Origin of the sequence: Halomonas ramblicola (genome assembly GCF_030409215.1) — a bacterium.
In the GTDB taxonomy this organism is placed as follows: Bacteria; Pseudomonadota; Gammaproteobacteria; order Pseudomonadales; family Halomonadaceae; genus Halomonas; species Halomonas ramblicola.
On record NZ_JAUFPL010000018.1, the window covers coordinates 124,573 to 150,659 of the forward strand.

A 26,087-nucleotide genomic window follows, 5' to 3' on the forward strand; every position below is an offset into this window, starting at 1 on the left:
GCCGCTATGGGTGGCCCTGTTCCGGCTTGAAGCTTGCAGCTTATCGCTCCCGGCGCAGCCGGGGATCACTCTTCACCCTCGGGCAGCGGCTCGAGGTGGCGGGTCAGCGCCAGGATGTCATCGGCTTCGTCGCCCGGATCGAAGGCGACGCGCACGGCGGGGCCGTCGCGCAGCGCCGTCCAGGCCGCCAGCAGGTCGTCCCGGGTGACCTCCAGGACCCGGGCGGCCAGGCGCTCGCGGCGATCGAAGGCGGTGTCGCCGTAGGCCAGGGCCCGCCATAGCCGGTCGGCACGCTCGCCGAGACTGGTGTCGCGACGCGTCAGGGTGTCATGGACCGCCTGCCGGTAGGCAACCAGGTCCTCGTCGTCCAGTGCCTCGAGGCGCGCGCCGAAGTCCTCCAGGAAGGCGTCGATGCGGGCGTCGATGGTCTCGCTCTCGGTCTCCGGCGACTGCACCAGCAGCGCCAGGCCGGGGGCGTCGAGCATCGGCGAGTAGCCGGCGTTGACCACGTAGCCGAGCTGCTCCTCGGTGCGCAGGCGCTGGTAGAAGGGCGTCTCGATCAGTTGGCCGAGCACCGCAAGGCGGGCCTGGCTGGACAGCGAACGGTCGGGGCCCTGCAGGTAGCGCAGCAGCACCGACTCCTCGCGCCGGGTGGCCGGGGTCAGGGGCGGCAGTCCGTCCTCGGCCGCGAGCGGGACGAGGTCGGGAATCGCCGCGGCGTCGAGGGTCGGGGCGAGGGCCTCGGCGACCTCCCGGGCCGTGGCCTCGGCCGTGGAGGCATCGAGGTTGCCCACCGCCATGGCCTCCAGGCGCAGCTCGGCGAGGAAGGCGCCGCGGAAGTCGCGCAGGTCCTCGACCGCGAGCTCGCGGCTCGCCTCCAGCAGGGCCTCGGAAGGCCACTGCGGGCGCACCAGGGCCTCGGCCAGGGTGCGTCCGGCCTGGCGGTGCAGGGCGTCCTGGGGGGCGTTGCGCCACTCCCGCTGCAGCCGGTGGCGCACCCGCTCGAAGCTCTCCGCGCCGATCTCGGCATCCTGCAGCTGCTCGAGCACCCGCTCCATCACCGCCGGCTGGCGGTCGCGCCAGCCCGAGAAGGCCAGGGTGATGCCGCGGGCATGGGCGTAGGCCTCGGCGTGCTGGCCGGCCAGCCGGGCGGGGTAGAGCGCCTCGTTGAGGCTGTCCTCCAGCCAGCCGGCCAGCAGGCGGGCCAGCGCCGCCTCACGAGGCGCCTCGGCGGCGCGCGGGTGCTGCAGGCTGAAGCGCCACTCCACCTTGGGGGTGTCGAAGCTGGCGTCGGCCATGTACCAGAAGTCGAAGGCAGGCTCGTCGATACGCTGCTGGGGTCGCTGGTCCTGGTCGTCGAGCAGCTCGAGGTCCTCGGCGATGTAGGGGTTGGGCTCGGGGAGGGCCAGGCCCGTCAGCGGCTCGGCGTTCCCGGCCGCCTCCTCCCGCCAGGGGGCGTTGAACCAGGGCGAGGTCTGCTCGCCCTCCACGTCCGGGGCGCTGTAGAGGCGGATCAGGTTGTCGGGGCGCAGGGCCGCCAGGTACTCGCGGGCGCGCTCCGGGTCGAAGCCGTCCATGCGGTAGTCGGCGTACTGGACGTCCTCCATCGGGAAGCGTGCCAGGTTCATGGACAGGCGCATGGCATCGCGCAGGGGGGCGCCGTGCTGCTGGAAGCGGAACGCCTGCTCGGCCAGCCGTGCCTGCTCGGCGTAGCGCCACTCCGCCAGGCCCTCCTCGCGGATCCGCTCGATGGCGGCAAACAGGCTGGCCTCGATGGCGTCGCGCTGCTCGGCGCCGGCCGGGGTCAGGCTGATGCCGACCCGGAACAACGCATGCCGGCCGTCGCCCCGCGTGACCCCGGCAGACAGGCCGTCGGCCCAGCCCGCCTCGCGCAGCACCGCCAGCAGGCTGCCGTCGCCCTCGTGACCCAGCAGGTGGGCGAGCAGGTCGGCGGGCTTGTGGCGATACTCCGCGATGGGGTCGGGTACCGGGAAGAGGAAGCTCAGCCGGCGGCTGTCGCGCAGCGACTGCACCGCGACGCGCCGTGGCAGGCGCTCCTCCAGGGCGAGGGGCGTCTCGATGACCGGCCGCTCGAGATCGCGGTCCGGTACGTCGACGAAGCGTCCGGCCACCAGGGCCTCGAGCTCGTCCAGCGGCTGCGGCGCCACCACCGCCAGGTGCATGACGCCCGCGCCGTAGTGGCGCTCGTAGAAGTCGATCACCCGCTCGCGCAGGCTGGGCTCGCCCTCGGGACGGTCGGCCAGGGTCTCGCGGCTGCCCACGGCGAAGCCGGTGAAGGGATGCTCGGGGTTGAGCAGGCGGTCGAGGACGTCGTTCTCGCGCCGCCCCTCGTCGCGGATGCGTGCCACGTACTCCGAGTGCACGACGTTGCGCTCGCTGCCCAGCCGGTCGGCGTTGAACAGCGGCGAGACGAAGAAGCGGCTGAAGCGGTCCAGGGCGCCGGGCAGCGCCTCGGGCTCGATGTCGAAGAAGTAGTTGGTGTCCTGGGGCGCGGTGAAGGCGTTGTGGCTGCCGCCGTGGCGCGACAGGTAGTCCTGGTAGGCGTCGGCCTTGGGGTAGGGCTCGGTGCCCAGGAACAGCATGTGCTCGAGGAAGTGGGCCAGCCCGGCCAGGTCCTCCGGGTCCTGGGCGCTGCCCACCGAGACGTTCATCGACACGGCCGCCTCGTCGGCCTCGGGGTCGCTGACCAGCAGGGCGGTGAGGCCGTTCTCCAGGGTCAGCGCCCGGTAGTCGCGCTCGTCGTGGGGGCTGACGATCGGGGTAGTGGCCGCGGCCACCTCGTCCGGGCGTTCGGCGCGGGCCTCGGGCAGGACGGCGAGGGCCGCCAGGGTGAGTAGCGCCAGCGGCAGCAGGTGGCGGCTGGGCGCGTGGGGCAGGGCGCGGGACATCCTTTCTCCTCGTCTCGGGGAAGCATCAGGCGCGGTGGCGCAGCATGGGCCCGACGGGGTGGGCGCAGGCGGCGTCCTGGTGCGCGGGGCTGTTCACTCGTCTTGATACCGGAAAAGCGCCCAACAGTTCCGCCCGGGCAGGGGCGAGCAGCGTCCGGGCCTCTGCGGTTGGGGTGTCGGGGGCCAGCCAGCGGCGGGCATCGGTGGCGTCGATCGCCGCCGGCAACCGATCGCTGAGCGGCGCCAGCAGCGGATTGCTCGGCACGGTGATCAGCGCCAGGGAGTCGGTGTGCTCGGCCAGGCTGGTGTGGAAGCGGCACCACAGGGCGGCCAGCAGCAGGGGGCCGCGGTCCGTCCGGGTGACCAGGAAGGGCTGCTTGAAGCGCGGCTGTGGCTTCCAGACATAGATCCCGCTGGCCGGCACCAGGCAGCGCCGGGCCTGGAAGGCCTCGCGGAACATGGGGCGCGCCTCCAGCGACTCGGCCCGGGCACAGTGGGGCGCATGGTCGAGCACCTCCAGCCAGGGGGGCGTCAGGCCCCAGAACAGCCGGCCCAGGCGTGGCCGCCCGGCCTCCAGGCGAATCGCCGAGATCATGCGCCGCGGCGCCAGGTTGGGGCTGGTGACCAGGGGCGCATCGACGGCCAGCTCGGGCAGCAGCGCATCGGAATCGAGGGGGGCGATATGCAGTCGGCCGGCCATGGGCGCTCCGCGTTGGTGGGTCGCCAGGGTAACCAAGCGGGCCGTCCGGGAAAAGCGCGACGTGGGGAATGCGGCCCGGGTATCGAAAACAGTGTTCGATGTGCGCTATCCTTGAGGTCCTTCACGCTAACGCCCGTCCGGCTCGCGAGGATTTCGATGGCCCGTCCCAGACAGCATGCCCCCGAGGCGCTCCATGCCCAGGTCATGGCGGCGTGCGACGCCTGGCTGCAGGAGAATCCGGTGCACACCCTCTCGCTGCGGGCTCTGGCACGGGAGGTGGGCTGTGCCCCGAGTACCCTACTCAAGCTCTATGGCAGCTTCCACAACCTGCTGCAGCACGTCAACCTCGAGACCCTGGCACGGCTGCGCGAGGTGATCGAGCCGTTGACCACCCGCGCCACTCCCGAGCAACGATTGCAGGCCCTGGCGCGCGCCTACTGGCAGTTCGCCCAGCGCGAGGCCTACCGCTGGCAGCTGCTGTTCGACTACCCCCTGGCCCAGGAGGGTGAGCTCGACCAGCGCCAGAACGCCATGATCGAGGCACTCTTCGTGCGCGTCGAGGGCACGCTCAAGGAGTACCAGCCGGCCCTGGGGGACCTGGAAGCGCGCCGCCTGGGGCGCACCCTGTGGGGCAGCGTCCACGGCCTGGTGCTGCTGGGGCTCAACGAGCGCCTGGGCTATTGGCAGGGTCAGCAGCTGGAGGTCGGCGAACTGCTCGACCAGTTGCTGGACACCATCCTCGCCGGGCTGAGGGCGAGGTCCGCCGAGACGTGACCGCGCTGGCCTGGATCCTTGCCGCCGGCCCGCTGCTGTGGCTCGCCTGGCGGCTGGTGAGCCGGCCGCGGTCGGTGGTGCGCTGTTTGGTGTACCTCGCCGTGCGCTGCCTCTACCGCCTGCGCCTGGAGGGGCAGGCCAACATCCCGACGCGCGGTGCCGCCCTGGTGGTGTGCAACCACGTCAGCTTCATGGACGCCCTGGTGATGGGCGGCGCCAGCCGCCGCCCGCTGCGTTTCCTGATGGACAAGCCGATCTATGACTCGCCCTGGCTCAACTGGTTGTTCCGGCTGGTGGGGGCCATCCCCGTGGAGTCGGACCGGCGCGATCCGGCCAGCCTGCGCCGTGCCCTGGAGGAGGTGCGACGGGCGCTGCGCGCCGGCGAGGTGGTGATGCTCTTTCCCGAGGGGCGACTGACCCCGGATGGCGAGATTCATGACTTCCGGCGTGGCCTGGAGCGGATCCTGGCCCGTGACCCGGTACCGGTGATCCCCGCCGGGTTGGCCGGCCTCTGGGGGTCCTGGACCTCGCATTGCGGGGCGCGCGCCCTCACCAAGTGGCCACGCCGCTTTCGCGCGCGGGTGGTGTTGCGCTTCGGCGAACCGCTGTCGCCGGCCCGGGCGACGCGCCGGTGCCTGGAGGTGCGGGTGCGCGCGCTCAAGGCCGAGGCGGACCGCTGGGTCGAGCCGGTCGCCGGCGGAGCGCTGGAGCGCCGCTGAGTCGGCGTGGCGTCAGCGGCGCCGCGGCGCCTGCCAGCAGCGTGCCGCGGTGATCAGGTTGTCGCGCACCTCGAGGATTTCCATGCGCACGCTGCCCAGCTGCATCGAGACGGGCCCTTCGGGGAAGGCCTCCAGGTGCTCCAGGATCAGCCCGTTGAGGGTCTTGGGGCCGTCGGTGGGCAGCTGCCAGCCCAGCGACTTGTTGATGTCGCGAATGTTGGCGGTGCCCTCGATCACGTAGCTGCCGTCGTCCTGGCGGTGGATCTCCTCCTCCATGCCCGCCACGTCGGTGGTGAACTCGCCGACGATCTCCTCGAGGATGTCTTCCAGGGTGACCAGGCCCTCCACGTCGCCGTACTCGTCCACCACGATACCGATGCGCCGCTTCTGCTTCTGGAAGTTGAGCAGCTGGGTATGCAGCGGCGTGGATTCGGGGATGAAGTAGGGCTCGCGGGCCTCCTGGACGATGGCCGCCTTGGTCACCTCATCGCGTGACAGGAAGCGCGCCGCGTTACGCAGGTGGAGCATGCCGATGATGTTGTTGATGTCGCCCTTGTAGACCGGTACCCGGGTGTGCTGGCTGGTGCGGATCTGGGCGAGGATGTCCTCCAGGTCGTCGTCCAGGTCGATGCCCATCACCTCGTGGCGCGGCACCATGATGTCGTTCACGGTGACGTTCTCGAGGTCGAGGATGGAGAGCAGCATCGTCTGGTGGCGCTGGGGAATCAGGGTGCCGGCCTCGTGGACCACGGTGCGCAGTTCGTCACGGGTCAGGTTGTCGCCGCCGCCCTCGATGCTCTTCACGCCGATCAGCCGCAGCAGGCCGTTGGAGAGGGCGTTGACCAGCCATACCAGCGGGTAGAGCAGCTTGAGCAGCGGCTCCAGCACCAGCGAGGCCGGGAAGGCGATGCGCTCGGGCTTCACCGCGGCGTAGGTCTTGGGGCTGACCTCGGCGAAGATCAGGATCACGATGGTCAGGATCAGCGGGGCCACCGCCGGCCCCGTTACCTCGCCGAAGAAGTGGATGGCCAGCACGGTGGCGATGGCCGCCGCCAGGTTGTTGACCAGGTTGTTGCCGATCAGGATCACGCCGATCAGTCGGTCGGGGCGTGCCAACAGCCTCGCGACGCGCTGGGCCCGCGGTTCCCCGCTGCTGGCCAGATGGCTCAGGCGGTAGCGGTTGATCGACATCATGCCGGTCTCGGAACTGGAGAAGAAGGCGGACAGGCAGATGAGCAGGAAAAGCAGGCCGAACAGCAATCCCAGTGGGAAGTCGTCGCTCAAGTCTAGGGTTCCTCGGTCGCGTGTCAGGCTCGATTTGACGGGACGGGCGCGCGCGGTGTCAAGGCGATCGCCGGGTCCTCAGCCGCGGTTCAGTAGCACTTCCAGCACGAACTTGCTGCCGAAGTAGGCCAGCACCAGCAGGGCGCAGCCGCCGAGCGTCCAGCGCACGGCGCGCATGCCGCGCCAGCCCAGGCGGTGGTGGCTGAACAGCAGTACCGCGAAGATCACCCAGGCGGCCAGCGAGAGGATCGTCTTGTGGGCCAGGTGCTGGGCGAACATGTTGTCGAGGAACAGCAGGCCGCTGACGATCGACAGCGTCAGCAGTGCCATGCCCACCCACACCAGCTCGAACAGCACCCGCTCCATGGTGGTCAACGGTGGCAGGGACTGGACGATGCCGCGAATGTGGTGCTGGCGCAGGGCGCGGTTCTGCAGGCCCAGCAGCACCGCCTGCACGGCGGCGATGGCCAGCACCGCGAAGCCCAGCAGGGAACTGATGGCATGCAGGGCGACGCCAGGGGGCAGGCCGTCGGCGGGTGCCGGGGCGGGCAGGCCGGCAGCCAGCAGCAGCGCCAGGCCGGAGAGGGGCAGGATGCCGGTGGCGGCATTGAGCACGGGCTTGAACAGGCTCGCGGCCACCAGCACGGCCACCGCCATGGCGCTGAGCAGCACCATGCTGGCGGCGAGGCCCGGCAGGGTCGGGGCCCCCTGCCCGAACAGGCTCACCACCAGCGGCAGATGGCAGAGCAGCCCCAGGACTGCCAGGCCCCGCACCAGCAGCGGCTGCGGCGCGACGCGGCGAACCAGTACCAGGCCCTGCCAGGAAGCCGCGGCGAGGTAGAGGATGAAGGCCAGGATGGCCAGGGCGAGCGCCTGCATCGATAGCGTTCCATGCGCCGGTTGGGTGGATGGCGTGCGGCTACTATACCCAATCGCCCCGCCCCCGCACAGGGCGCAGCCGCTGGCGGGGCGCCGTGCATGGAGACTCGCGGCTACAGGGCGTATAATCACCGCCAACCTTCCGGCCGTCGCATGTGGAGAGGCCAATGTTCCAGAATCTCAGCGAGCGCCTGTCGCAGACGCTCAAGTCGGTCAAGGGTCAGGCACGCCTGACCGAAGACAACATCAAGGACACCCTGCGCGAGGTGCGCCGGGCCCTGCTCGAGGCCGACGTCGCCCTGCCGGTGGTCAAGGCCTTCATCGATCGGGTCCGCGAGCGCGCCGTGGGGCAGGAGGTGTCGCAGAGCCTGTCCCCGGGGCAGCAGTTCGTCAAGATCGTCCAGCAGGAGCTCGAGGCGATCATGGGCCTGGCCAACGAGGGCCTCGAGCTCAAGGGCACCCCTGCGGTGGTGCTGATGGCCGGCCTGCAGGGCGCGGGCAAGACCACCTCCGTGGCCAAGCTGGCACGCTACCTGCGGGAGCGCGAGAAGAAGAAGGTGCTGGTGGTCTCCGCCGACGTCTACCGTCCGGCGGCCATCGACCAACTCGAGACGCTGGCCGCCGAGGTGGATGTCGACTTCTTCCCGTCACGCTCCGACCAGCAGCCCGTCGATATCGCCGAGGCGGCGATCCGGCACGCCAAGATCCAGTTCCACGATGTGGTGCTCGTCGATACCGCCGGCCGCCTGGCCATCGACGAGGCGATGATGGCCGAGATCCAGGCGCTCAATCGGGCCGTGTCGCCGGACGAGACGCTGTTCGTGGTCGATGCCATGACCGGCCAGGACGCCGCCAACACCGCCAAGGCCTTCCACGAGGCGCTGCCGCTGACAGGCGTCATCCTCACCAAGGCCGACGGCGACGCCCGCGGGGGCGCGGCGCTCTCGGTGCGCCACGTTACCGGCAAGCCGATCAAGTTCATGGGCGTGGGTGAGAAGGTCGATGCCCTGGAGCCCTTCCATCCCGACCGCGTCGCCTCGCGGATCCTCGGCATGGGCGACGTCCTGTCGCTGATCGAGGAGGCCGAGCGCACCGTCGACAAGGGCAAGGCCGACAAGCTGGCCAAGAAGGTCAAGAAGGGCCAGGGCTTCGACCTCGAGGACTTCCGCGACCAGCTCCAGCAGCTCAAGAAGATGGGCGGCATGGGCGGCCTGCTCGGCAAGCTGCCCGGCATGGGCCAGATGGCCGAGATGGCCCAGGGCCCCGGCCCCGAGAAGGAGCTGGGCAAGCTCGAGGCGCTGATCAGCTCCATGACGCCCCAGGAGCGCCGCAAGCCGGAGATCATCAACGGCTCGCGCAAGCGTCGCATCGCCGCCGGCGCCGGCCTGCAGGTCCCCGACCTGAACCGCCTGCTCAAGCAGCACAAGCAGATGCAGAAGATGATGAAGAAGGCGGGCAAGAAGGGCGGCATGCAGAAGATGATGCGCGGCATGCCCGGCATGATGGGCGGCGGTGGTCCCGGCGGGCCCGGTGGTATGGGTGGCCCGGGAGGCATGGGGGGGCCTGGCGGCTTTCCCCGGCGGTAGACTGCGCAACGGCCTGTCGGGGCGGCCTATGGGGGCAGGCCCCAGGCAGGCGAGGCCGCCAAGCCCGAAAAAGGTTCCCAAGCGGGGCTGTTTTCCGTAGAATGCTGCGTCTTCATGGCAGGACCGCGAAGGCTCGCGGTCGCCGTCGTGACCGAACGACGCGAAGCCGGGCCACGGGCCCGCTTTCCCGAGAAGGTCGTCGAGGCCCGGCCCCGACCGCAATATCCGTAACTTCAACCGAAGGACAGACTAGGCCATGGTTACCATTCGTCTGGCACGTGGTGGCGCCAAGAAGCGTCCCTTCTACCACCTGACCGTCACCAATTCCCGCAATGCCCGCGACGGCCGCTTCATCGAGCGCCTGGGCTTCTTCAACCCGGTCGCCCGCGGCCAGGAAGAGCGCCTGCGCATCGACCTGGACCGCATCGCCCACTGGCAGAACCAGGGTGCCCAGCTCTCCGACCGGGTCGCCGAGCTGGTCAAGGAAGCCCGCAAGCAGGCCTGAGTCGCCGGGTGCCGAGGTCGTCGATGAGCGAGAGCGCACAGCCGCAGCAGGCCGACGATCACGTGGTGCTGGGCAAGCTGACCAGCCCCTATGGCGTGAAGGGCTGGCTCAGGGTGTATTCGTACACCGGTCCCATGGAAGGCATCCTCGACTATGCCGAGTGGGTGCTGCGTCGGGGCGAGGCCCTGGAGCGTCGCCGCCTGGTGCAGGGCCGCCGCCACGGCAAGGGCCTGGTGGCTCGGGTCGAGGGTTGCGACACCCGCGAGGCCGCCGAGGCGCTGGCCGGGGCGGAGATCCTGCTGCCCAAGGCCGAACTGCCCGAACTGTCCGGCGATGACTTCTACTGGCACGAGCTGGAAGGCCTGCGGGTGGTCACCCGGGACGGGACGGTGCTGGGGTGCGTCGACTACCTCTTCGAGACCGGCGCCAACGACGTCATGGTGGTGAAGGGGAGCCTCGAGGCCGACGCCGTCGACGCCCGTGAGCGGTTGCTGCCCTTCCTGCCCGAGGAGGTGATCCTCGAGGTGGACCTCGAAGGGGGCGTGATGACCGTCGACTGGGATCCCGATTTTTGACGGAAACAGGTTTGATGGCATCCGATTGGACGGCCCCCGAGGAGGCCGCGGACATGTGGATCGGCGTGGTGTCGCTGTTCCCCGAGATGTTCGAGGCGATCAGTCGCCACGGCGTCACCGGCCGGGCGGTGGAGAAGGGGCGCATCGCGCTGGAGTTCTGGAACCCGCGCGATTACGCCACCGACCGGCATCGCACCGTGGACGACCGTCCCTATGGCGGCGGCCCGGGGATGCTGATGAAGGTCGACACCCTGCGCGCGGCGATCCACGCTGCCAGGGCCAGGGCCGAGCAGGCCACCGGGCAGCGCCCGAGGGTGGTCTACCTGTCGCCCCAGGGGCGGCGGCTCGACCAGGCCGGCGTGCAGGAGCTGGCGTCGGGCCCACCCCTGGTGGTGGTGGCCGGGCGCTACGAAGGCATCGATGAGCGCGTGGTGGAGCGCGACATCGACGAGGAGTGGTCGATCGGCGACTACGTGCTGAGCGGCGGCGAGCTGCCGGCCATGGTGCTGATCGATGCCGCGGCAAGGCTGGTGCCCGGGGTGCTGGGCCACCAGGATTCCGCGGTCGAGGACTCCTTCAACGACGGGCTGCTGGACTGCCCGCACTACACCCGCCCCGAGGAGATCGACGGGCGGCGCGTGCCGGAGGTCCTGCTCAGCGGCAACCACGGCGCCATCCGGCGCTGGCGGCTGAAGCAGTCCCTGGGGCGGACCTGGCAGAGGCGCCCCGACCTGCTGGAAGGCAGGACGTTGAGCGACGAGCAGCGCGAGCTGCTCGAGGAGTTCATCGAGGAACACGCGCTGTCCACCAGGTAGGTCAGGGCGGAGGTGCGGGACGCGACGAGCCGCGGACCCGCGTCACCCATCATCTCCCGCGCTCTCGAGTTCGCTCGGGCGCCGGGATCACGATCCGCCGGCAACGAACCGGATCCGGCGGGTCAGGTTATCAAGGAGTCAATGTCATGAGCAGCAAGAACAAGGTGATCCAGGCGCTCGAAGCCGAGCAGATGAGCAAGGAAGTCCCGGCCTTCGCCCCCGGCGACACCATCGTCGTCCAGGTCAAGGTCAAGGAGGGCAACCGCGAGCGTCTGCAGGCCTTCGAGGGCGTGGTCATCGGCAAGCGTAACCGCGGCCTGAACTCCGCCTTCACCGTGCGCAAGATCTCCCACGGCGTCGGCGTCGAGCGTACCTTCCAGACCTACAGCCCGCTGGTCGAGTCGATCAGCGTCAAGCGTCGTGGCGACGTGCGTCAGGCCAAGCTCTACTACCTTCGCGAGCGCAGCGGCAAGTCCGCCCGCATCAAGGAAAAGCTGGCCTGAGGCGAGTGCCGCCGGCCGCGCCCGGGCCGGGACCTCGTCCCGGCCCCCTTCGAGACCCCGTCACCGCACCCGCGGGGCGGGGTCTCGTCGCATGGCGGCGAGGCCTGGCGTCGGATGGGATGACGGGGAGATAGCATGGGCGAGCGCCATGACGACGCCAGCGGCCGGGTCGAGGCCTTCCTCGATGCCCTGTGGCTCGAGCAGGGGGCGAGCGAGCACACCCTGGTCGCCTACCGCCGCGACCTGACCGCCTGGGCGGCACGCCTGGCGGAGCGCGGCGAGACGCTGCTGGCGCCGGCGCCCTCGACCCTGCCGGCCTGGCTCGACGAGCGCCGCGCAGCGGGCTACCGGCTGCGCAGCAATGCGCGGCTGCTGTCGAGCCTGCGGCGCTTCTACCGCTGGGCCCTGGAGCAGGGGCTCCTCGAGCGCGACCCGCTGGCCGAGGTGCGCCTGCCGCGGGTGCGCCCGAGCCTGCCGGAGACCCTGGAGGAAGCCGAGGTGGAGCGCCTGATCGCTGCCCCTGACGTCACCACCGACCTGGGGCTGCGCGACCGCACCATGCTCGAGGTGCTCTACGGGGCGGGGCTGCGCGTCTCCGAGCTGGTGGGGCTCGGCGTGGAGGCGGTGAACCTGCGCCAGGGCGTGGTGAGGGTGCGCGGCAAGGGCGACAAGGATCGCCTGGTGCCGCTGGGCGAGGAGGCCGTCGACTGGCTCGCCCGCTACCTGCGCACCGCCCGCGGGGCGCTGATGCGCGACGCCTCCCGGCCGGCGCTGTTCCCGGGGCGCGACGACCGACCCCTGACCCGCCAGGCCTTCTGGTACCGCATCAAGGCCCATGCGCGGGTGGCCGGCATCGAGCGTTCGCTGTCGCCGCACACCCTGCGCCATGCCTTCGCCACCCATCTGTTGAATCATGGGGCCAACCTGCGTGTCGTACAGATGCTGCTGGGTCACAGCGACCTCTCGACCACGCAGATCTATACCCATGTGGCGCAGGCGCGCCTGGAGCGCCTGCATGCCGATCATCACCCGCGAGGATGAACCATGACGATCCCTTCCCGTGCCCTCCTGGCCGGCCTGGCCGGCCTGCTGGCCCTGTCGCTGCCGGCCCAGGCCCTCTCCCAGCAGGGTGAGGCCGAGCGCCTCGCCGAGCGCCTGGCGGTGAGTGGCCAGCCGATGCCGGTGGAGAGCGTGCGCGAGGCACCCCTCGACGGCATCTTCGAGGTGCGCCTGGAGACCGGCGAGCGCTTCTACAGCGACGCCGAGGGCGAGTACTTCCTGGTGGGCGACCTCTATCGCAACGGCGAGCAGGGCCTGGTCAACATTTCGGAGCAGGGACGCAACGCCGACCGTGCCGCGCGCCTGGCCGGGGTGCCCGAGGAGGAGCGGGTGATCTTCCGCGGCCCCGAGAGCCGCGCCGAGTTGGTGGTCTTCACCGACACCACCTGTCCCTACTGCCGGCAGCTCCACGAGGAGGTGCCGCGGCTCAACGAGCTGGGCATCGAGGTGCACTACCTGGCCTTTCCGCGTACCGGCATGAACGGCGAGGGCGCGCGCACCCTGCAGCAGGTGTGGTGTGCGGAGAATCCCAGCGAGGCGATGAGCGCCGCCAAGCGTGAAGATTCGCTTTCCGGGGCCGCGGACTGCGACAATCCGGTCGAGTCACAGTATCATCTGGGGATGGAGCTGGGCGTCCAGGGCACACCGGCCATCGTGTTGCCCGACGGGCGCCTGGTACCGGGCTACGTGCCCGCGGAGCGCCTGGCCGCCATGCTCGGCCTGGAGGAGTGAGGCGGTGCGCCGCCTCCGATGACGAGCGCCGGCCACGCGGCCTGCCCCCGGCGGGCCGACGACACGCCTGGACACAACGCCTTGACACAAAGAAACATGCGAGCAGGAGCGAGACATTGAAACCGGTGAGAGTAGGAATCTGTGGGCTGGGGACCGTCGGTGGCGGGACCTTCAATGTGCTGACGCGCAACGCCGACGACATCGCACGGCGGGCGGGGCGACCGATCGTCATCGAGCAGGTCGCCTACCGCACCCCCAACCCGGCGTGTGACCTCACCGGCCTCAAGACCACCGCCGACGTCTTCGAAGTGGCCACCAATCCCGACATCGATGTGCTGGTGGAGCTGATCGGCGGCTACGAGGTGGCCCGCGAGCTGGTGCTCACTGCCATCGACAACGGCAAGCACGTGGTCACCGCCAACAAGGCGCTGATCGCCGTGCACGGCAACGAGATCTTCCAGGCCGCCCACGAGAAGGGCGTGATCGTCGCCTTCGAGGCCGCCGTGGCCGGCGGCATCCCGGTGATCAAGTCGCTGCGCGAGGGCCTGGGCGCCAACCGTATCGAGTGGGTGGCCGGCATCATCAACGGCACCGGCAACTACATCCTCACCCACATGCGCGACGAGGGGCGGGCCTTCGAGGACGTCCTGGCCGAGGCCCAGGCGCTGGGCTATGCCGAGGCCGACCCGACCTTCGACGTGGAAGGCATCGACGCCGCCCACAAGCTGACCATCCTCGCCTCCATCGCCTACGGCGTGCCGCTGCAGTTCGACAAGGCCTATACCGAGGGCATCTCCCGGGTCACCGCCGAGGACGTCGAGCAGGCCGACAACCTGGGCTACGTGATCAAGCACCTGGGCATCTCCAAGCGCACCGAGCAGGGCCTCGAGCTGCGCGTGCACCCCACGCTGATCCCCAAGGAGCGCCTGCTGGCCAACGTCCACGGCGTCAAGAACGCCATCGCCGTGATGGGCGATGCCGTGGGCCCGACCCTCTACTACGGGGCCGGCGCCGGCGCCGAGCCCACCGCCTCGGCGGTGGTGGCCGACCTGCTCGACGTGGCCCGCGACATCACCACCGACCACCACTACCGGGTGCCCTACCTGGCCTTCAGCGGCATCGGCGAGGACGTCAGCCAGCTGCCGATCATGCCCATGGAGGAGATCACCACCGCCTACTACCTGCGGCTGCTGGCGGTGGATCGCCCCGGGGTGCTGGCCCGGGTGGCCACCATCCTCTCCGAGCAGGGCATCTCCATCGAAGCGCTGATCCAGAAGGAGGCCACCGAGGGTGAGCTGGTGCCGATCATCCTGTTGACCCACCGCACCCGCGAGCAGCACATGAACGAGGCGATCCGCCAGATCGAGTCCATGGCCGACATCGCCGGCCCCGTCACCCGTATCCGGGTCGAGAGCCTCGACGAGCAGGAATAAACCATGCGCTATATCAGCACCCGCGGGCAGGCGCCCGCGCTCTCCTTCGAGGAGGTCGTGCTCACCGGCATGGCCAGCGACGGCGGCCTCTACGTGCCGGAGGAGATCCCGCGGCTCTCCCGTGACGACCTGGCGGCCATGGCCGGGCTCTCCTACGCCGAGATCGCCTTCCGGGTCATGCGGCCCTTCGTCAACGGCGAGATCGACGACGACACCTTCCGGGGTATCGTGCGTGATGCCTATGCCACCTTCAGCCACGACGCCGTGGTGCCGCTGAACCAGCTCGACGCCAACCACTTTCTGCTCGAGCTGTTCCACGGCCCGACGCTGGCCTTCAAGGACGTGGCCCTGCAGCTGCTCGGCCGCATCCTCGACCACTTCCTGAAGAAGCGTGGCGAGCGCGCGGTGATCATGGGCGCCACCTCCGGCGACACCGGCTCGGCGGCGATCGAGGGCTGCCGCCACTGCGACAACCTCGACATCTTCATCCTGCATCCCTACCAGCGGGTCTCCGAGGTGCAGCGCCGCCAGATGACCACGGTGCTGGCCGATAACGTCTTCAACGTCGCCATCGAGGGCAACTTCGACGACGCCCAGGCCATGGTCAAGGCGAGCTTCGCCGACCAGGGCTTCCTGGACGGCACCCGGCTGGTGGCGGTGAACTCCATCAACTGGGCACGCATCATGGCCCAGATCGTCTACTACGTGGCCGCCGCCGTGGCGCTGGGCGCGCCGCACCGCATGGTGAGCTTCTGCGTGCCCTCGGCCAACTTCGGCAATGTCTTCGCCGGCTACATGGCTCATCGCATGGGGTTGCCGGTGGAACGCTTCGTCATCGCCACCAACGCCAACGACATCCTGCACCGCACCCTCGCCGACAACGACTTCTCGAAGCAGGACCTGGTGGCCACCCTCGCACCCTCCATGGACATCGTGGTGTCGTCCAACTTCGAGCGGTTGCTGTTCGAGGCCTATGGACGCGACGGTGCCGCCGTGGCGGCGCTGCTCGAACGCTTCCAGGCGGAGCCGACGGCGCTCGCCGAGGCGCCGCTGGCCAGGTTGCGCGAGCAGTTCGCTAGCCACAGCGTGGATGATGCCACCATCCTGGAGGTGATCCGTGAGGCCCACCACCGCACCCAGGAGGTCCTCGACCCGCATACCGCCACCGGCTATCGTGCCGCCGAGCGCGAGCGGGGCGATGCGGCCGTGCCGATGATCACCCTGGCTACCGCCCATCCGGCCAAGTTCGCCGAGGCGGTGGTCAAGGCGGGCTTCCCGGGCGTGCCGCTGCCGCCGCATATGGACGACCTGCTGGAGCGCGAGGAGCGCTACACCGTGCTGCCCTCCGAGCTGGCCGCGGTGCAGAAGTTCGTCGCCGAGAATCGCCGATAGGGGTTCCCCTCGGGGCTGATCCGGCGACAGGCCTGCGAGGGGGCGCTGTGAACCCCTCCCTGGGCGCTACCGATGCCATCCCTGGCATAGGACCCCCTCTTCGGCCTGCCCCCGGCGCCCCTCGCTCGGCACGGGGCCCTATGGTCTTACCCCAGAGGGGCGACCTCCGTGCCTTGTTCGGTCCCCTGCTGTGCCGATATAACGTCCGGTGTGCTGGGTGTTGTCACGTGGAACGCTATAACAACCAGAGAGGAGTCGGGCTTGGACGCCGTGACCGATCCCATCGACCTGCATCAGCGCCTGAGGCCGCGGATCCTGCCGCGCCCGCGGGATGCTGCCCTCTACGCCCGGGCCCAGCGCGAGGGGCTCTCCGAGCTGCAGGCCCGGGTGCTGGCCGGGCGCCTGGCGGGCTACCAGGGCGAGCTGGCACCGCTGGTCGCGCCCAGCCTGCGCCACCTGGCCCACCCCGAGAGACTGGCCGATGGCCGCCGTGCCGCCGAGCGCATCGCCCAGGCGGTGGTCGAGGGCGAGCATATCGGCATCCTCACCGACTACGACGTGGATGGCATCACCTCCCATGTGGTGATCCGGCGCACCCTGCACGAGCTGTTCGGGGTGCCCGAGTCCCGGCTGCACAGCCTGATCGGCCATCGTATCCATGACGGCTACGGCATCAGCCTGCCGCTGGTGGAGCGCACCCTGGCGCTCTCGCCGCGGCCCCGCCTGGTGATCACCGCCGACTGCGGCAGCTCGGACGAGCCACGCATCGCCAGGCTCAAGGCCGCCGGCATCGAGGTGGTGGTCAGCGACCACCACGCCCTGCCGGTGGAGGGGCCGCCGGCCTCGGCCTACGCCACCGTCAATCCCACGCGCGACGACTGCGACTATCCCGATCCCACCATCGCCGGCTGTATGGTGGCCTGGCTGCTCATGTCGCTGACCCGTGGCGTGCTGATCGAGTGGGGGGCGCTGCCCGGGGCCACGCCCAAGCTGTCGCCCTGGCTCTCCTATGTGGCGCTGGGCACCGTGGCCGACTGCGTGTCGTTGGGCGGCAGCCCCGCCAACCGCGCCGTGGTCAGCCATGGCCTGGCCCTGATCAACCGCATGGAGGCGGCCTGCTGGCGGGCCATGGCATCGCGGCTGGGACCGGACAGCGTACCCTTCGACGCCGAGACTCTGGGCTTCCAGATGGGGCCGCGGATCAATGCGCGCTCGCGGCTGGACGACCCTTATGCCGCGCTGCACTTTATGCTCGCGGAGCAGGATGACGTTGCCCAGCGCTATCTCGAGGTGCTGGATCAGGACAACCAGTCGCGCAAGGCGATCGAGGCGGAGATGATCGAGTCGGCCCGGGCGTTGGCGTTGCCGGCCCTGGCCGCCGACGAGCCGGCCATCGTGCTCTACCTGGAGGATGGCCACCCCGGGGTGCAGGGCATCGTCGCCTCGCGGCTGGTGCAGGCCTACGGCCGGCCGGCCCTGGTGCTGACCCCGGCGGTGGCCCCCGACATGCTCACCGGTTCGGGACGCTCCGTCGAGGGGCTGCACCTGCGCGATGCCCTGCAGCGTACCTTCGAACTGGCCCCCGAGGCGTTGCCGCGCTTCGGCGGCCATCGCGGCGCCGCGGGGGTGGGGGTGCCGCGTGAGCGGCTCGACGCCTTCAGGGCGGCCTTCCTGCAGGCCGTGGGGGAGCAACTGGGCGAGGCCGAGCTCTACCCGAGGATCCTCACCGACGGCGATCTCATCCCCGAGCAGTTGAACCTGGCGACCCTCGAGACCCTGGAGGCGCTGGGGCCCTACGGCCGCGAGTTCGATCCGCCGCTCTTCCAGGGCGACTTCCTGGTGGAGGCGCTGCGCCCGGTGGGCGCCGACGGCACCCACCTGATGCTGGAGCTCTCGTGCGGGCCGGTGAGCCATCGGGCGATCTGGTTCCGGGCGCTGACACCCGGCGAGGTGCCCGCCTTCGGCGTCGGCGACCGGCTGAGCTGCGCCTACAAGCTCAGTCGCAATCGCTGGCGGGGGCGGGAGTCGCTCCAGTTGATGGTCGAACACGCCGAGCCGGCTCAGTAGTTCGGCCAAACGCCGGGGGTGGCCAGCTCCAGCAGGTGGCCGTCGGGGTCGCGGAAATACAGGCTCTCCCCACCCCGCGGCCAGTGGGTGCGCCCCTCGATGGCAATACCGTGGTCGGCGAGCTGGCGCTCCCAGGGGGCGAGCTCGTCGGCGGCGATGGCGAAGGCCAGGTGAAGGCGGCCGTTGCCGTCGTGAGGCGGGATGGTGCCCATGTTGTCGGGCAGGGTCACCGTCTCCAGGGTCTCGCCCTGCTGGAAGAGCAGCAGCACCGAACCGGCACCGGCGTCATAGGCGGTGAAGCGGTAGTCGGCGGTGAAGGGCTCGAGGCCCATCACCCCCTCGAAGAAGACCCTGGCACGTTCCATGTCTGCCACATAGAGCGCGGTCTCCAGTACGCCGTCGAGTCTGGGCATGGTCGCCTCCCTTGAGGTGGCTTCCTTTCCTTTAGACTAGCAGGTGTCAACGTCCGGCCCGTCGCGTGGCTTCCTGCTGCTGCCTAGGCGGCCCCACCTAGGCGGCCCCCCAGAACCACCAGACGATCAGGCCGATCAGGGCGAGTCCGCCGAGATTGACGATCCAGCTCATGTGGTGACCTCCTTCGTTTCCCAGGGGGCCGCGGCGACATGGCCGACATCGGCGTCGTCGCGGGGGTGGAACAGGCGCAGGCGGTTGGCGTTGCTCACCACGGTGATCGAGGAGAGCGACATGGCCACCCCGGCGATCATCGGCGAGAGCAGGGCCCCGGTGAGAGGGTAGAGCGCCCCGGCGGCGATGGGGATGCCCAGGGCGTTGTAGCCGAAGGCACCGACCAGGTTCTGCTTGATGTTGCGCAGGGTGGCCCGGCTGATCTCGATAGCGGCGGCCACGCCGTGCAGCGAGCCCCGCATCAGGGTGATGCCGGCGCTCTCGATGGCCACGTCGGTGCCCTGGCCGATGGCGAAGCCCACGTCGGCCCGGGCCAGGGCCGGGGCGTCGTTGATGCCGTCGCCGACCATGCCGATCACCTCGCCCTGGCGCTGCAGCCGCTCGATCTCGGCGTGCTTGTCCTTGGGCAGGAGTCCGGCGCGGAAGTCGTCGATGCCGACCTCCCGGGCGATGGCGCCGGCGGTGTGCGCGTTGTCGCCGGTGAGCATCACCACCCTGAGGCCGTCGGCCTGCAGGCGCTTTACGGCGGCGATGGTGTCATGGCGCAGTGGGTCGCTGATGCCGAACAGCGCGGCCAGTTGGCCATCCACGGCGAGATAGACCACGGTGCGCGCCTTCTCCTCCAGCTCGCCGGCAATTTCGTGCCCTTTGCTCAGGTCGATGCCGGCCTCCTCCAGCAGGCGGGCGTTGCCCAGCAGCAGCGGGCGGCCGTCGGCGTTCCTCGCCTTGACCCCACCGCCGGTGACCGTGTCGAAGTCCCGAATCTCGCTGGGCCCAGCCTGTCGCTCTTTCGAGTGCGCCATCAGGGCGGCCGCGAGGGGATGCTCCGAGCCGCGCTCCAGGGCCGCCACCAGACCCAGCACCTCCCGCTCGTCACCCTCGAGCACCTCCGATTCCGTCACCTCGGGTTTGCCCTCGGTCAGGGTGCCGGTCTTGTCCACCACCAGGGTGGTGAGCCTGCTGGGGGTCTGCAGGGCATCGCCGCTGCGCACCAGCACGCCGTGCTCGGCCGCCTTGCCCACCCCGATCATGGTGGAGATCGGCGTGGCCAGGCCCAGGGCGCAGGGGCAGGCGATGATCAGTACCGTGGTGGCGGTGACCAGCATATGGATGATCCGCGGCTCGGCACCAAAGTTGAACCAGGCCAGGGTGGTGATCACGGCGATGATCAGCACCGCGGGCACGAAGACGCTCGACACCTGGTCGGCCAGCTGACCGATCGGCGGGCGCGAGGCCTGAGCGCTGGCCACCTGTTCGGTGATGCGCCCCAAGCGGGTGTCGGCGCCCACGCGGGTGGCTCGGTAGACCAGCGAGCCCTTGCCGTTGACGGTGCCGGCGCTGATCTCGTCGCCCTTGGCCTTGGCCACCGGCAGGGGCTCGCCGGTGAGCATCGACTCGTCGATGTGACTCGTCCCCTCGGTCACCTCGCCGTCCACCGGCAGGCGCTCGCCGGGACGCACGCGGATATGGTCGCCCTCGCGCACTGCGTCGATGTCGATCTCGTGCTCCTCACCGTCGCGGATCACCCGGGCGGTGCGGCTCTGCAGGTCGAGCAGGCGCTTCAGGGCGTCGCTGGTGCGGCCCCGGGCGCGCAGCTCCAGGGCGTTGCCCAGCAGCACCAGGCCGACGATCATCGCCGAGGCCTCGAAGTAGATGCCCCGGGCCACCTCTGGCAGCCAGGGGGTGAAGGTCACCACCGCCATGGAGTAGAGCCAGGCGGTGCCGGTGCCCATGGCGATCAGGGTGTCCATGTTGGCCTGGTGGTGGCGGAAGTTCTTCCAGGCATTGACGAAGAAATAGCGGCCCGGGAACATCATCACCGCCAGCGTCAGCAGGCCGATCACCAGCCAGTAGAGCCGTCCAGCACCCACGGGGTGGGGGTGGACGACGAACATGCTGGCCATCAGCGGCACGGCCAGGGCCAGCGACCAGGCACTCCCCTTCAGGCGGCGGCGATATTCCCGCTCGTCGCGCTCGGCGCGGGCCTGCTCGGCCTCGCGCATGTCGACGATGGGCTCGGCACCGTAGCCCACGTCTTGCACGGCGCGGACCAGGACAGCCGGGTCGGCGCGGCCGCTCACCTGGGCGGTATGGGTGCCGAAGTTGACCTCGGCACTGACCACGCCGGGCGTGCGTGCCAGGGCCTGCTGGACGCTCTTCACGCAGCCGGCGCAGGTCATGCCGCTGATCGACAGTCGCCGGGTGGTGGCGCGCACATCTGTCTCATCCGCCTGTGGATCCTTGCCCTGCTTGGCGGCCTGCTCGGGCGCCTCCTCAGCGGATGGGCGCGCGGGGTCGGGCGGTGCCTTGGCGTCTGCGTCGTCAGCGTCCATGGGCTGAGTGGGGGGATAGCCGGCCTGTTCCAGCAGCCGGTCCAGGGTGACGTCCTCCAGGGCAGTGTCCACAGCCAGGCGCTTCCCGTCCGGAAAGCCGGCCACGACGGCCTCCGGGTCCTCGGCCTGGATCGCCGTGCGCATCCTGTCGACACAGCTCTGACAGTTCATGCCGGGGACCTGGCGTTCCAGGGGCTGTCTGGCGTTCATCGGGTCTCCTCGCCGGTCTCGTGGCCGGCATTGAGCGGCTCGGGAAAACTCTCGATCAGCCGGCACAGGCTGTGGCCGTCCGGAGTGCCGTCGGGCATCTCGGCCCAGGCCTCCAGGGCCTGTTCCATGCGTTCGGCCAGGGCCTGGAGCTCGGCGATGCGGGCCCGGATCTGTGGCAGGCGGCTGGCCAGCAGGTCGCGCACCATGGGGCAGGGCGAATCGCCGTGATCGGCGTGATCGAGGATGTCGCGGATCTCGGCGATGCCGAAGCCCAGGATGCGGGCGCGCTGGATGAAGCGCAGCCGTTCCAGGTCGCCCCTGTCGAACAGCTGGTAGCCGTTGTCCGGATGGCGCTCGGGGTGCAGCAGCCCCTCGCGCACGTAGTGGCGGACGGACTCGGCGGTGACGCCGGCCGACCTCGCCAGTTCGCTGACCTTCATGGGTATGACCTCGTTGAAGCGTGGCGTGCTGCGAGTGTAAAACCCTTGTGTTACACATTGGTCAAGGCATTGCTTGCGTTGCATGAGCAGGCGGCGCGGATGACCCGTCGCGACGATGGTTCAATGGCTTAGATGGATTTGCCACTAAAGTATTAGCTGTTCATGCATTAAAACGAACGTTTGCCCTTGATCCCGAAGCGGAGTTCCGCGAAATTGAAGGCATGCCATCCCTCGATGCGGCACGACCACAATTCTCCTATCCGAGAGAGGACCTCGCGATCATGCACAACAAACTGAACAAGCTCTCCCTCGCGGTGGCCATCGCCTCCATGGCCCTGGTTGCCTCCCAGGCCTTCGCCTCGGGCTTCCAGGTCCGTGAGCAGAGTGCCAAGACGCTGGCCAACGCCCTCTCCAACGCCGCCGCTGGGGCCGAGGATGCCAGCTTCATGGCCTACAACCCGGCCGCCATCGGCCATATCGACGGCAATCAGGTGGTAGGCGGCCTGGCCTATATCGATGCGACATTCGAGCTTCGCGACGGACGCGCGTCTAGCGTCTTGGGGGTGCCCTATGGCTCCGAGGCCTCCGGCCAGGGGGGCGAGAGTGCCTGGGTGCCGGCCTTCGCCGCCAAGACCCAGCTGAACGAGCGGTACGATCTCGGCCTGTCGATCCATTCCCTCTATGGTCTCTCCACCAAGTACGACGAGGACTGGATCGGCCGCTACCATGCCGTCGAGTCCGAGCTCACCACCATCGATATCCAGCCCACGCTCAACTACCGGGCCTCCGATCGTCTCGACCTGGCGGTCGGTCTTCGTGCCCAGTACGCGGATGCGACCCTCTCCAATGCCATGGATTGGGCTACTGTAGGTGCAGCACAAGATCCAAACCTGGCGCCTCTGGCTGGGCAGCATGATGGCTTCGCCGAGGTTACCGGCGACGACTGGGGCTATGGCTATACGCTGGGGGCGCTGTTCCAGGCCACCGAGAAGACGCGGCTGGGAGCCAGCTACCGTTCGGCAGTCGACCTCAGCCTGGATGGCGAGGTCGACTTCAGCGCGGAGACCCCGACGGGAGAGGCGGTGCTGGCGGGCGCTCAGGCGGCCAATACCTTTACCAATGGACGCGGATCTGCCGACCTCACCACCCCCGCCAGCCTGAACCTGGGGGTTTACCACCAACTGACCGATCGGCTGGCGCTGATGGCCAATGCCGAGTGGACGGAGTGGAGCAGCTTCGACGAACTGGTGGTGGAATTCGATGACAACACGCCGGACAGTCGTACCGAGGAGAACTGGGACAACACCTGGGCCTTCTCGGTGGGGGCCAACTACGCCCTGAACGAACGGTGGCTGTTGCGCGCCGGCCTGGGCCATGACGAGACCCCGGTCCCGAGTGCCGAGTATCGCACCCCGCGGGTGCCGGACGCCGATCGTACCTGGGCCACGCTGGGGGCCACCTGGATGCCCACCCCCAACCTCGGCGTCACCGCCGGTTATATGCGTGTCTTCGGCGACGATGCCGACATGGACCAGCAGGCGACCCCCACCAACGAGAACGCCTCGCGCGGCAACCTGTCGGGCACCTACGACGTTGCGGCGGACGTCTTCGCCCTCTCGGTGGACTACCGCTTCTGATACGGCAGTCGGCGTGCCACCTCGAGACCCGGCCTCGGGCGGGTCTCGCCGTTGGGGGCGTAGCAGCGGCAGGACGGATGCGTGTCGTGCCCGCTTTCGCTACAATAGGCGCCTTTTCCGCGCCGCCGGCCCGTCGCCGGTGCCGTGGCGGCCGCTTTTCCACCGCAGATTCAGGCGAGACGCCCCTATGCTGGAAACCAACCCCATCCACAGCCTCATCAAGGACCTGTCTGAGCGGACAGAAGTCCTGAGGGGGTACCTTTGACTATGCCGAGAAGAAGGATCGGCTAGAGGAAGTCACCCGCGAGCTGGAGGATCCGGACGTCTGGAACGATCCGGACTACGCCCAGAAGCTCGGCAAGGAGCGCGCCACGCTGGAGGCGATCGTCGCCACCATCGACGAACTCGACCAGGGGCTGGGCGACAGCCGCGACCTCCTGGAGCTGGCCGAGATGGAGGAGGACGAGGACACCATCGGCGAGGTCCGCAAGGAGCTCGACGGTCTCCATGCCAGCCTCGAGAAGCTCGAGTTCCGGCGCATGTTCTCCGGTGAGATGGACGAGAACAACGCCTACCTGGATATACAGGCGGGCTCCGGCGGTACCGAGGCCCAGGACTGGGCCAACATGCTGCTGCGCATGTACCTGCGCTGGGCCGAGCACCACGGCTTCAAGGCCGAGATCATCGAGGCCTCCGCCGGCGAGGTGGCGGGCATCAAGTCTGCCACCGTGCACATCCAGGGCGACCACGCCTTCGGCTGGCTGCGCACCGAGACCGGCGTGCACCGCCTGGTGCGCAAGAGCCCCTTCGACTCCGGCGGCCGCCGCCACACCTCCTTCGCCTCGGTGTTCCTGTCGCCGGAGATCGACGACAGCTTCGAGGTCGAGGTCAACCCGGCGGACCTGCGCGTCGATACCTATCGCTCCAGCGGTGCCGGCGGCCAGCACGTCAACACCACCGACTCGGCGGTGCGCATCACCCACGAGCCGTCCGGCATCGTGGTGGCCTGTCAGAGCCAGCGCAGCCAGCACGCCAACCGCGACTTCGCCATGAAGCAGCTCAAGGCGAAGCTGTGGGAGCTGGAGATGCAGAAGCGCAATGCCGCCAAGCAGGAGGCCGAGGAGTCCAAGTCCGACATCGGCTGGGGCAGCCAGATCCGCTCCTATGTGCTGGACGACCAGCGCATCAAGGACCTGCGCACCGGTGTGCAGACCAGCAACTGCGACAAGGTGCTGGACGGCGATCTGGACCAGTTCATCGTCGCCAGCCTCAAGCAAGGATTGTAGCGATATGGCCAACGAGAGCCCCTCCCCGGAAAGCCCGCAGCACGACGACAATCGCCTGATCGCCGAGCGCCGCGCCAAGCTGGCCGCCCGCCGCGAGCGGTCGGTCGAGCGCGGCGAGAGCCTCTTCCCCAACGACTTCCGTCGCGACAGCCAGGCGGCCGAGCTGATCGACGAGCTGGGCGACAAGGACAAGGCCGAGCTCGAGGCGCTGGGCCGTCAGGCGGCGGTGGCCGGGCGCATCATGCGCAAGCGCGGGCCCTTCATCGTCATCCAGGACGTCACCGGGCAGATCCAGCTCTACGTCGACAAGAAGGGGCTGCCGGCCGAGGTGCTCGAGGACATCAAGGGCTGGGACATCGGCGACATCGTCGCGGGCCGGGGGCCGGTACACAAGTCGGGCAAGGGCGATCTCTACGTGATGATGGAGGAGGCCAGGCTGCTCACCAAGAGCCTGCGGCCGTTGCCCGACAAGTTCCATGGCCTCACCGACATGGAGGCGCGCTACCGCCAGCGCTACGTGGACTTGATCATGAACCCCGACTCGCGCCGGGTGTTCGAGGTCCGCGCCGGGGTGATCAGCGCCATGCGTCGTTTCTTCGAGGCGCGTGGCTTCATGGAGGTGGAGACCCCCATGCTGCAGCAGATCCCCGGCGGGGCCACGGCGCGCCCCTTCGTCACCCATCACAATGCGCTGGACCTCGACATGTACCTGCGCATTGCCCCGGAGCTCTATCTCAAGCGCCTGGTGGTGGGGGGCTTCGAGAAGGTCTTCGAGATCAACCGCAACTTCCGCAACGAAGGCCTCTCCACTCGGCACAATCCCGAGTTCACCATGATCGAGTTCTACCAGGCCTATGCGGACTACCATGACCTGATGGACCTCACCGAGGCGATGCTGCGCAGCCTCACCCGGGAGGTGCTGGGCACCACCATCGTGGTCAACACCGTGCGCAACAGCGAGGGCGAGGTGGTCGAGCACTACGAGTACGACTTCGGCCAGCCGCTGCGGCGCCTGACCGTGTTCGATGCCATCCTCGAGTACAACCCGGATATCCATGCCGAGGCGCTGGCCGATGCGTCCGCCGCCCGCCAGATCGCCGAGCGCCTGGACATCGACGTCAAGGATGGCTGGGGCCTGGGCAAGATCCAGATCGAGATCTTCGAGAAGACCGTCGAGCACCGCCTCCAGCGGCCCACCTTCATCACCGACTATCCCACCGAGGTGAGCCCGCTGGCGCGGCGCAAGGACAGCGACCCCTTCGTCACCGAGCGCTTCGAGTTCTTCGTCGGCGGCCGCGAGATCGCCAATGGCTTCTCGGAGCTCAATGACGCCGAGGACCAGGCCGAGCGCTTCCGCGAGCAGGTGGCCGAGAAGGAGGCCGGCGACGACGAGGCGATGTACTACGATGCGGACTATGTGCGGGCGCTGGAGTATGGCCTGCCGCCCACCGCCGGCGAGGGCATCGGCATCGACCGCCTGGTGATGCTGCTCACCGACAGCGCCTCGATCCGTGACGTGCTGCTCTTCCCCGCCATGCGCCCCGAGGTGGAATAGTTGGTAACCGGCGCGGCCAGCGCCCATAATGGTCAGCGTTTCGACGTCG

Annotated in this window: 22 protein-coding genes; 15 read left to right on the top strand and 7 right to left on the bottom strand. The window is 69.3% G+C overall.

The window, feature by feature from the left end:
* Positions 1-65 precede the first annotated feature (65 nt).
* A complete protein-coding gene (locus QWY80_RS07195; RefSeq protein WP_290230064.1) occupies positions 66-2,909 on the bottom strand; it encodes an insulinase family protein in 2,844 nt (947 codons plus the stop codon).
* A 25-nt stretch (positions 2,910-2,934) separates the two neighbouring features.
* Positions 2,935-3,609, bottom strand: a complete 675-nt coding sequence (locus tag QWY80_RS07200) for an SOS response-associated peptidase (RefSeq protein WP_290230066.1) — start codon at positions 3,607-3,609, stop codon at positions 2,935-2,937.
* Positions 3,610-3,765: 156 nt separating this feature from the next.
* On the opposite strand from QWY80_RS07200, the gene QWY80_RS07205 reads away from it, so the two are divergent.
* Both QWY80_RS07205 and QWY80_RS07210 read left to right on the top strand, forming a co-directional pair.
* Positions 3,766-4,383, top strand: coding sequence for a TetR/AcrR family transcriptional regulator (locus tag QWY80_RS07205; RefSeq protein WP_290230067.1), 618 nt, complete (start codon positions 3,766-3,768; stop codon positions 4,381-4,383).
* Between the two features lie 5 nt (positions 4,384-4,388).
* Complete coding sequence (locus QWY80_RS07210; protein ID WP_435389308.1) at positions 4,389-5,102, top strand: 1-acyl-sn-glycerol-3-phosphate acyltransferase; 714 nt, start codon at positions 4,389-4,391, stop codon at positions 5,100-5,102.
* Positions 5,103-5,114: 12 nt separating this feature from the next.
* Here QWY80_RS07210 and QWY80_RS07215 read toward each other — a convergent pair whose 3' ends face one another.
* Positions 5,115-6,386: an HlyC/CorC family transporter gene (locus tag QWY80_RS07215; protein WP_290230069.1), complete on the bottom strand. Its 1,272-nt coding sequence runs from the start codon at positions 6,384-6,386 to the stop codon at positions 5,115-5,117.
* A 78-nt stretch (positions 6,387-6,464) separates the two neighbouring features.
* Complete coding sequence (locus QWY80_RS07220) at positions 6,465-7,265, bottom strand: cytochrome C assembly family protein (protein WP_290230070.1); 801 nt, start codon at positions 7,263-7,265, stop codon at positions 6,465-6,467.
* Between the two features lie 167 nt (positions 7,266-7,432).
* Between QWY80_RS07220 and ffh the strand changes: the two genes are divergently transcribed.
* The 10 genes from ffh to QWY80_RS07270 all read left to right on the top strand — a co-directional run bounded on the left by ffh (position 7,433) and on the right by QWY80_RS07270 (position 17,932).
* A complete protein-coding gene (ffh, locus tag QWY80_RS07225) occupies positions 7,433-8,851 on the top strand; it encodes a signal recognition particle protein (RefSeq protein WP_290230071.1) in 1,419 nt (472 codons plus the stop codon).
* A gap of 256 nt (positions 8,852-9,107) precedes the next feature.
* Complete coding sequence (gene rpsP, locus QWY80_RS07230; protein ID WP_290230072.1) at positions 9,108-9,356, top strand: 30S ribosomal protein S16; 249 nt, start codon at positions 9,108-9,110, stop codon at positions 9,354-9,356.
* Between the two features lie 23 nt (positions 9,357-9,379).
* A complete protein-coding gene (rimM, locus tag QWY80_RS07235) occupies positions 9,380-9,931 on the top strand; it encodes a ribosome maturation factor RimM (protein WP_290230073.1) in 552 nt (183 codons plus the stop codon).
* A gap of 53 nt (positions 9,932-9,984) precedes the next feature.
* A complete protein-coding gene (gene trmD, locus QWY80_RS07240) occupies positions 9,985-10,746 on the top strand; it encodes a tRNA (guanosine(37)-N1)-methyltransferase TrmD (protein ID WP_290230274.1) in 762 nt (253 codons plus the stop codon).
* 146 nt (positions 10,747-10,892) lie between these two features.
* Positions 10,893-11,249 carry a 50S ribosomal protein L19 gene (rplS, locus tag QWY80_RS07245; RefSeq protein WP_290230074.1) on the top strand — a complete coding sequence of 119 codons (357 nt, stop codon included), beginning with the start codon at positions 10,893-10,895 and terminating at the stop codon, positions 11,247-11,249.
* 135 nt (positions 11,250-11,384) lie between these two features.
* Positions 11,385-12,290, top strand: coding sequence for a site-specific tyrosine recombinase XerD (gene xerD, locus QWY80_RS07250; protein ID WP_290230076.1), 906 nt, complete (start codon positions 11,385-11,387; stop codon positions 12,288-12,290).
* A gap of 3 nt (positions 12,291-12,293) precedes the next feature.
* The gene (locus QWY80_RS07255; protein ID WP_290230077.1) at positions 12,294-13,040 is read left to right on the top strand and encodes a DsbC family protein; all 747 of its coding nucleotides are present in this window, start codon (positions 12,294-12,296) and stop codon (positions 13,038-13,040) included.
* 116 nt (positions 13,041-13,156) lie between these two features.
* Positions 13,157-14,473, top strand: a complete 1,317-nt coding sequence (locus QWY80_RS07260) for a homoserine dehydrogenase (protein WP_290230078.1) — start codon at positions 13,157-13,159, stop codon at positions 14,471-14,473.
* A 3-nt stretch (positions 14,474-14,476) separates the two neighbouring features.
* The gene (gene thrC, locus QWY80_RS07265; RefSeq protein WP_290230079.1) at positions 14,477-15,865 is read left to right on the top strand and encodes a threonine synthase; all 1,389 of its coding nucleotides are present in this window, start codon (positions 14,477-14,479) and stop codon (positions 15,863-15,865) included.
* A 270-nt stretch (positions 15,866-16,135) separates the two neighbouring features.
* Entirely contained in the window at positions 16,136-17,932 is a 1,797-nt protein-coding gene (locus QWY80_RS07270; RefSeq protein ID WP_290230275.1) for a single-stranded-DNA-specific exonuclease RecJ, read from the top strand.
* Here QWY80_RS07270 and QWY80_RS07275 read toward each other — a convergent pair.
* The 3 genes from QWY80_RS07275 to QWY80_RS07285 form a co-directional block, all read right to left on the bottom strand.
* Positions 17,926-18,345 carry a VOC family protein gene (locus QWY80_RS07275; RefSeq protein ID WP_290230080.1) on the bottom strand — a complete coding sequence of 140 codons (420 nt, stop codon included), beginning with the start codon at positions 18,343-18,345 and terminating at the stop codon, positions 17,926-17,928. The genes QWY80_RS07270 and QWY80_RS07275 overlap by 7 nt on opposite strands.
* 168 nt (positions 18,346-18,513) lie before the next feature.
* Positions 18,514-21,120, bottom strand: a complete 2,607-nt coding sequence (locus QWY80_RS07280) for a heavy metal translocating P-type ATPase (RefSeq protein ID WP_290230081.1) — start codon at positions 21,118-21,120, stop codon at positions 18,514-18,516.
* Positions 21,117-21,560: a MerR family transcriptional regulator gene (locus tag QWY80_RS07285; protein ID WP_290230082.1), complete on the bottom strand. Its 444-nt coding sequence runs from the start codon at positions 21,558-21,560 to the stop codon at positions 21,117-21,119. The genes QWY80_RS07280 and QWY80_RS07285 overlap by 4 nt, the downstream gene beginning before the upstream one ends.
* A gap of 281 nt (positions 21,561-21,841) precedes the next feature.
* Between QWY80_RS07285 and QWY80_RS07290 the strand changes: the two genes are divergently transcribed.
* The 3 genes from QWY80_RS07290 to lysS all read left to right on the top strand — a co-directional run bounded on the left by QWY80_RS07290 (position 21,842) and on the right by lysS (position 26,038).
* Positions 21,842-23,197 (top strand): OmpP1/FadL family transporter, encoded by a 1,356-nt coding sequence (locus QWY80_RS07290; RefSeq protein WP_290230083.1) that lies wholly within the window; start codon positions 21,842-21,844, stop codon positions 23,195-23,197.
* Between the two features lie 190 nt (positions 23,198-23,387).
* Positions 23,388-24,483, top strand: a protein-coding gene (gene prfB, locus QWY80_RS07295) for a peptide chain release factor 2 (protein WP_290230276.1) whose coding sequence is annotated in 2 segments (ribosomal slippage) — positions 23,388-23,459 and positions 23,461-24,483 — 1,095 coding nt in all. Because the reading frame shifts where the segments join, the coding sequence is not laid out codon by codon here.
* A 4-nt stretch (positions 24,484-24,487) separates the two neighbouring features.
* On the top strand, positions 24,488-26,038 hold the full coding sequence (lysS, locus tag QWY80_RS07300) for a lysine--tRNA ligase (RefSeq protein WP_290230084.1): 1,551 nt from the start codon (positions 24,488-24,490) through the stop codon (positions 26,036-26,038).
* The last annotated feature ends 49 nt before the right edge of the window (positions 26,039-26,087 follow it).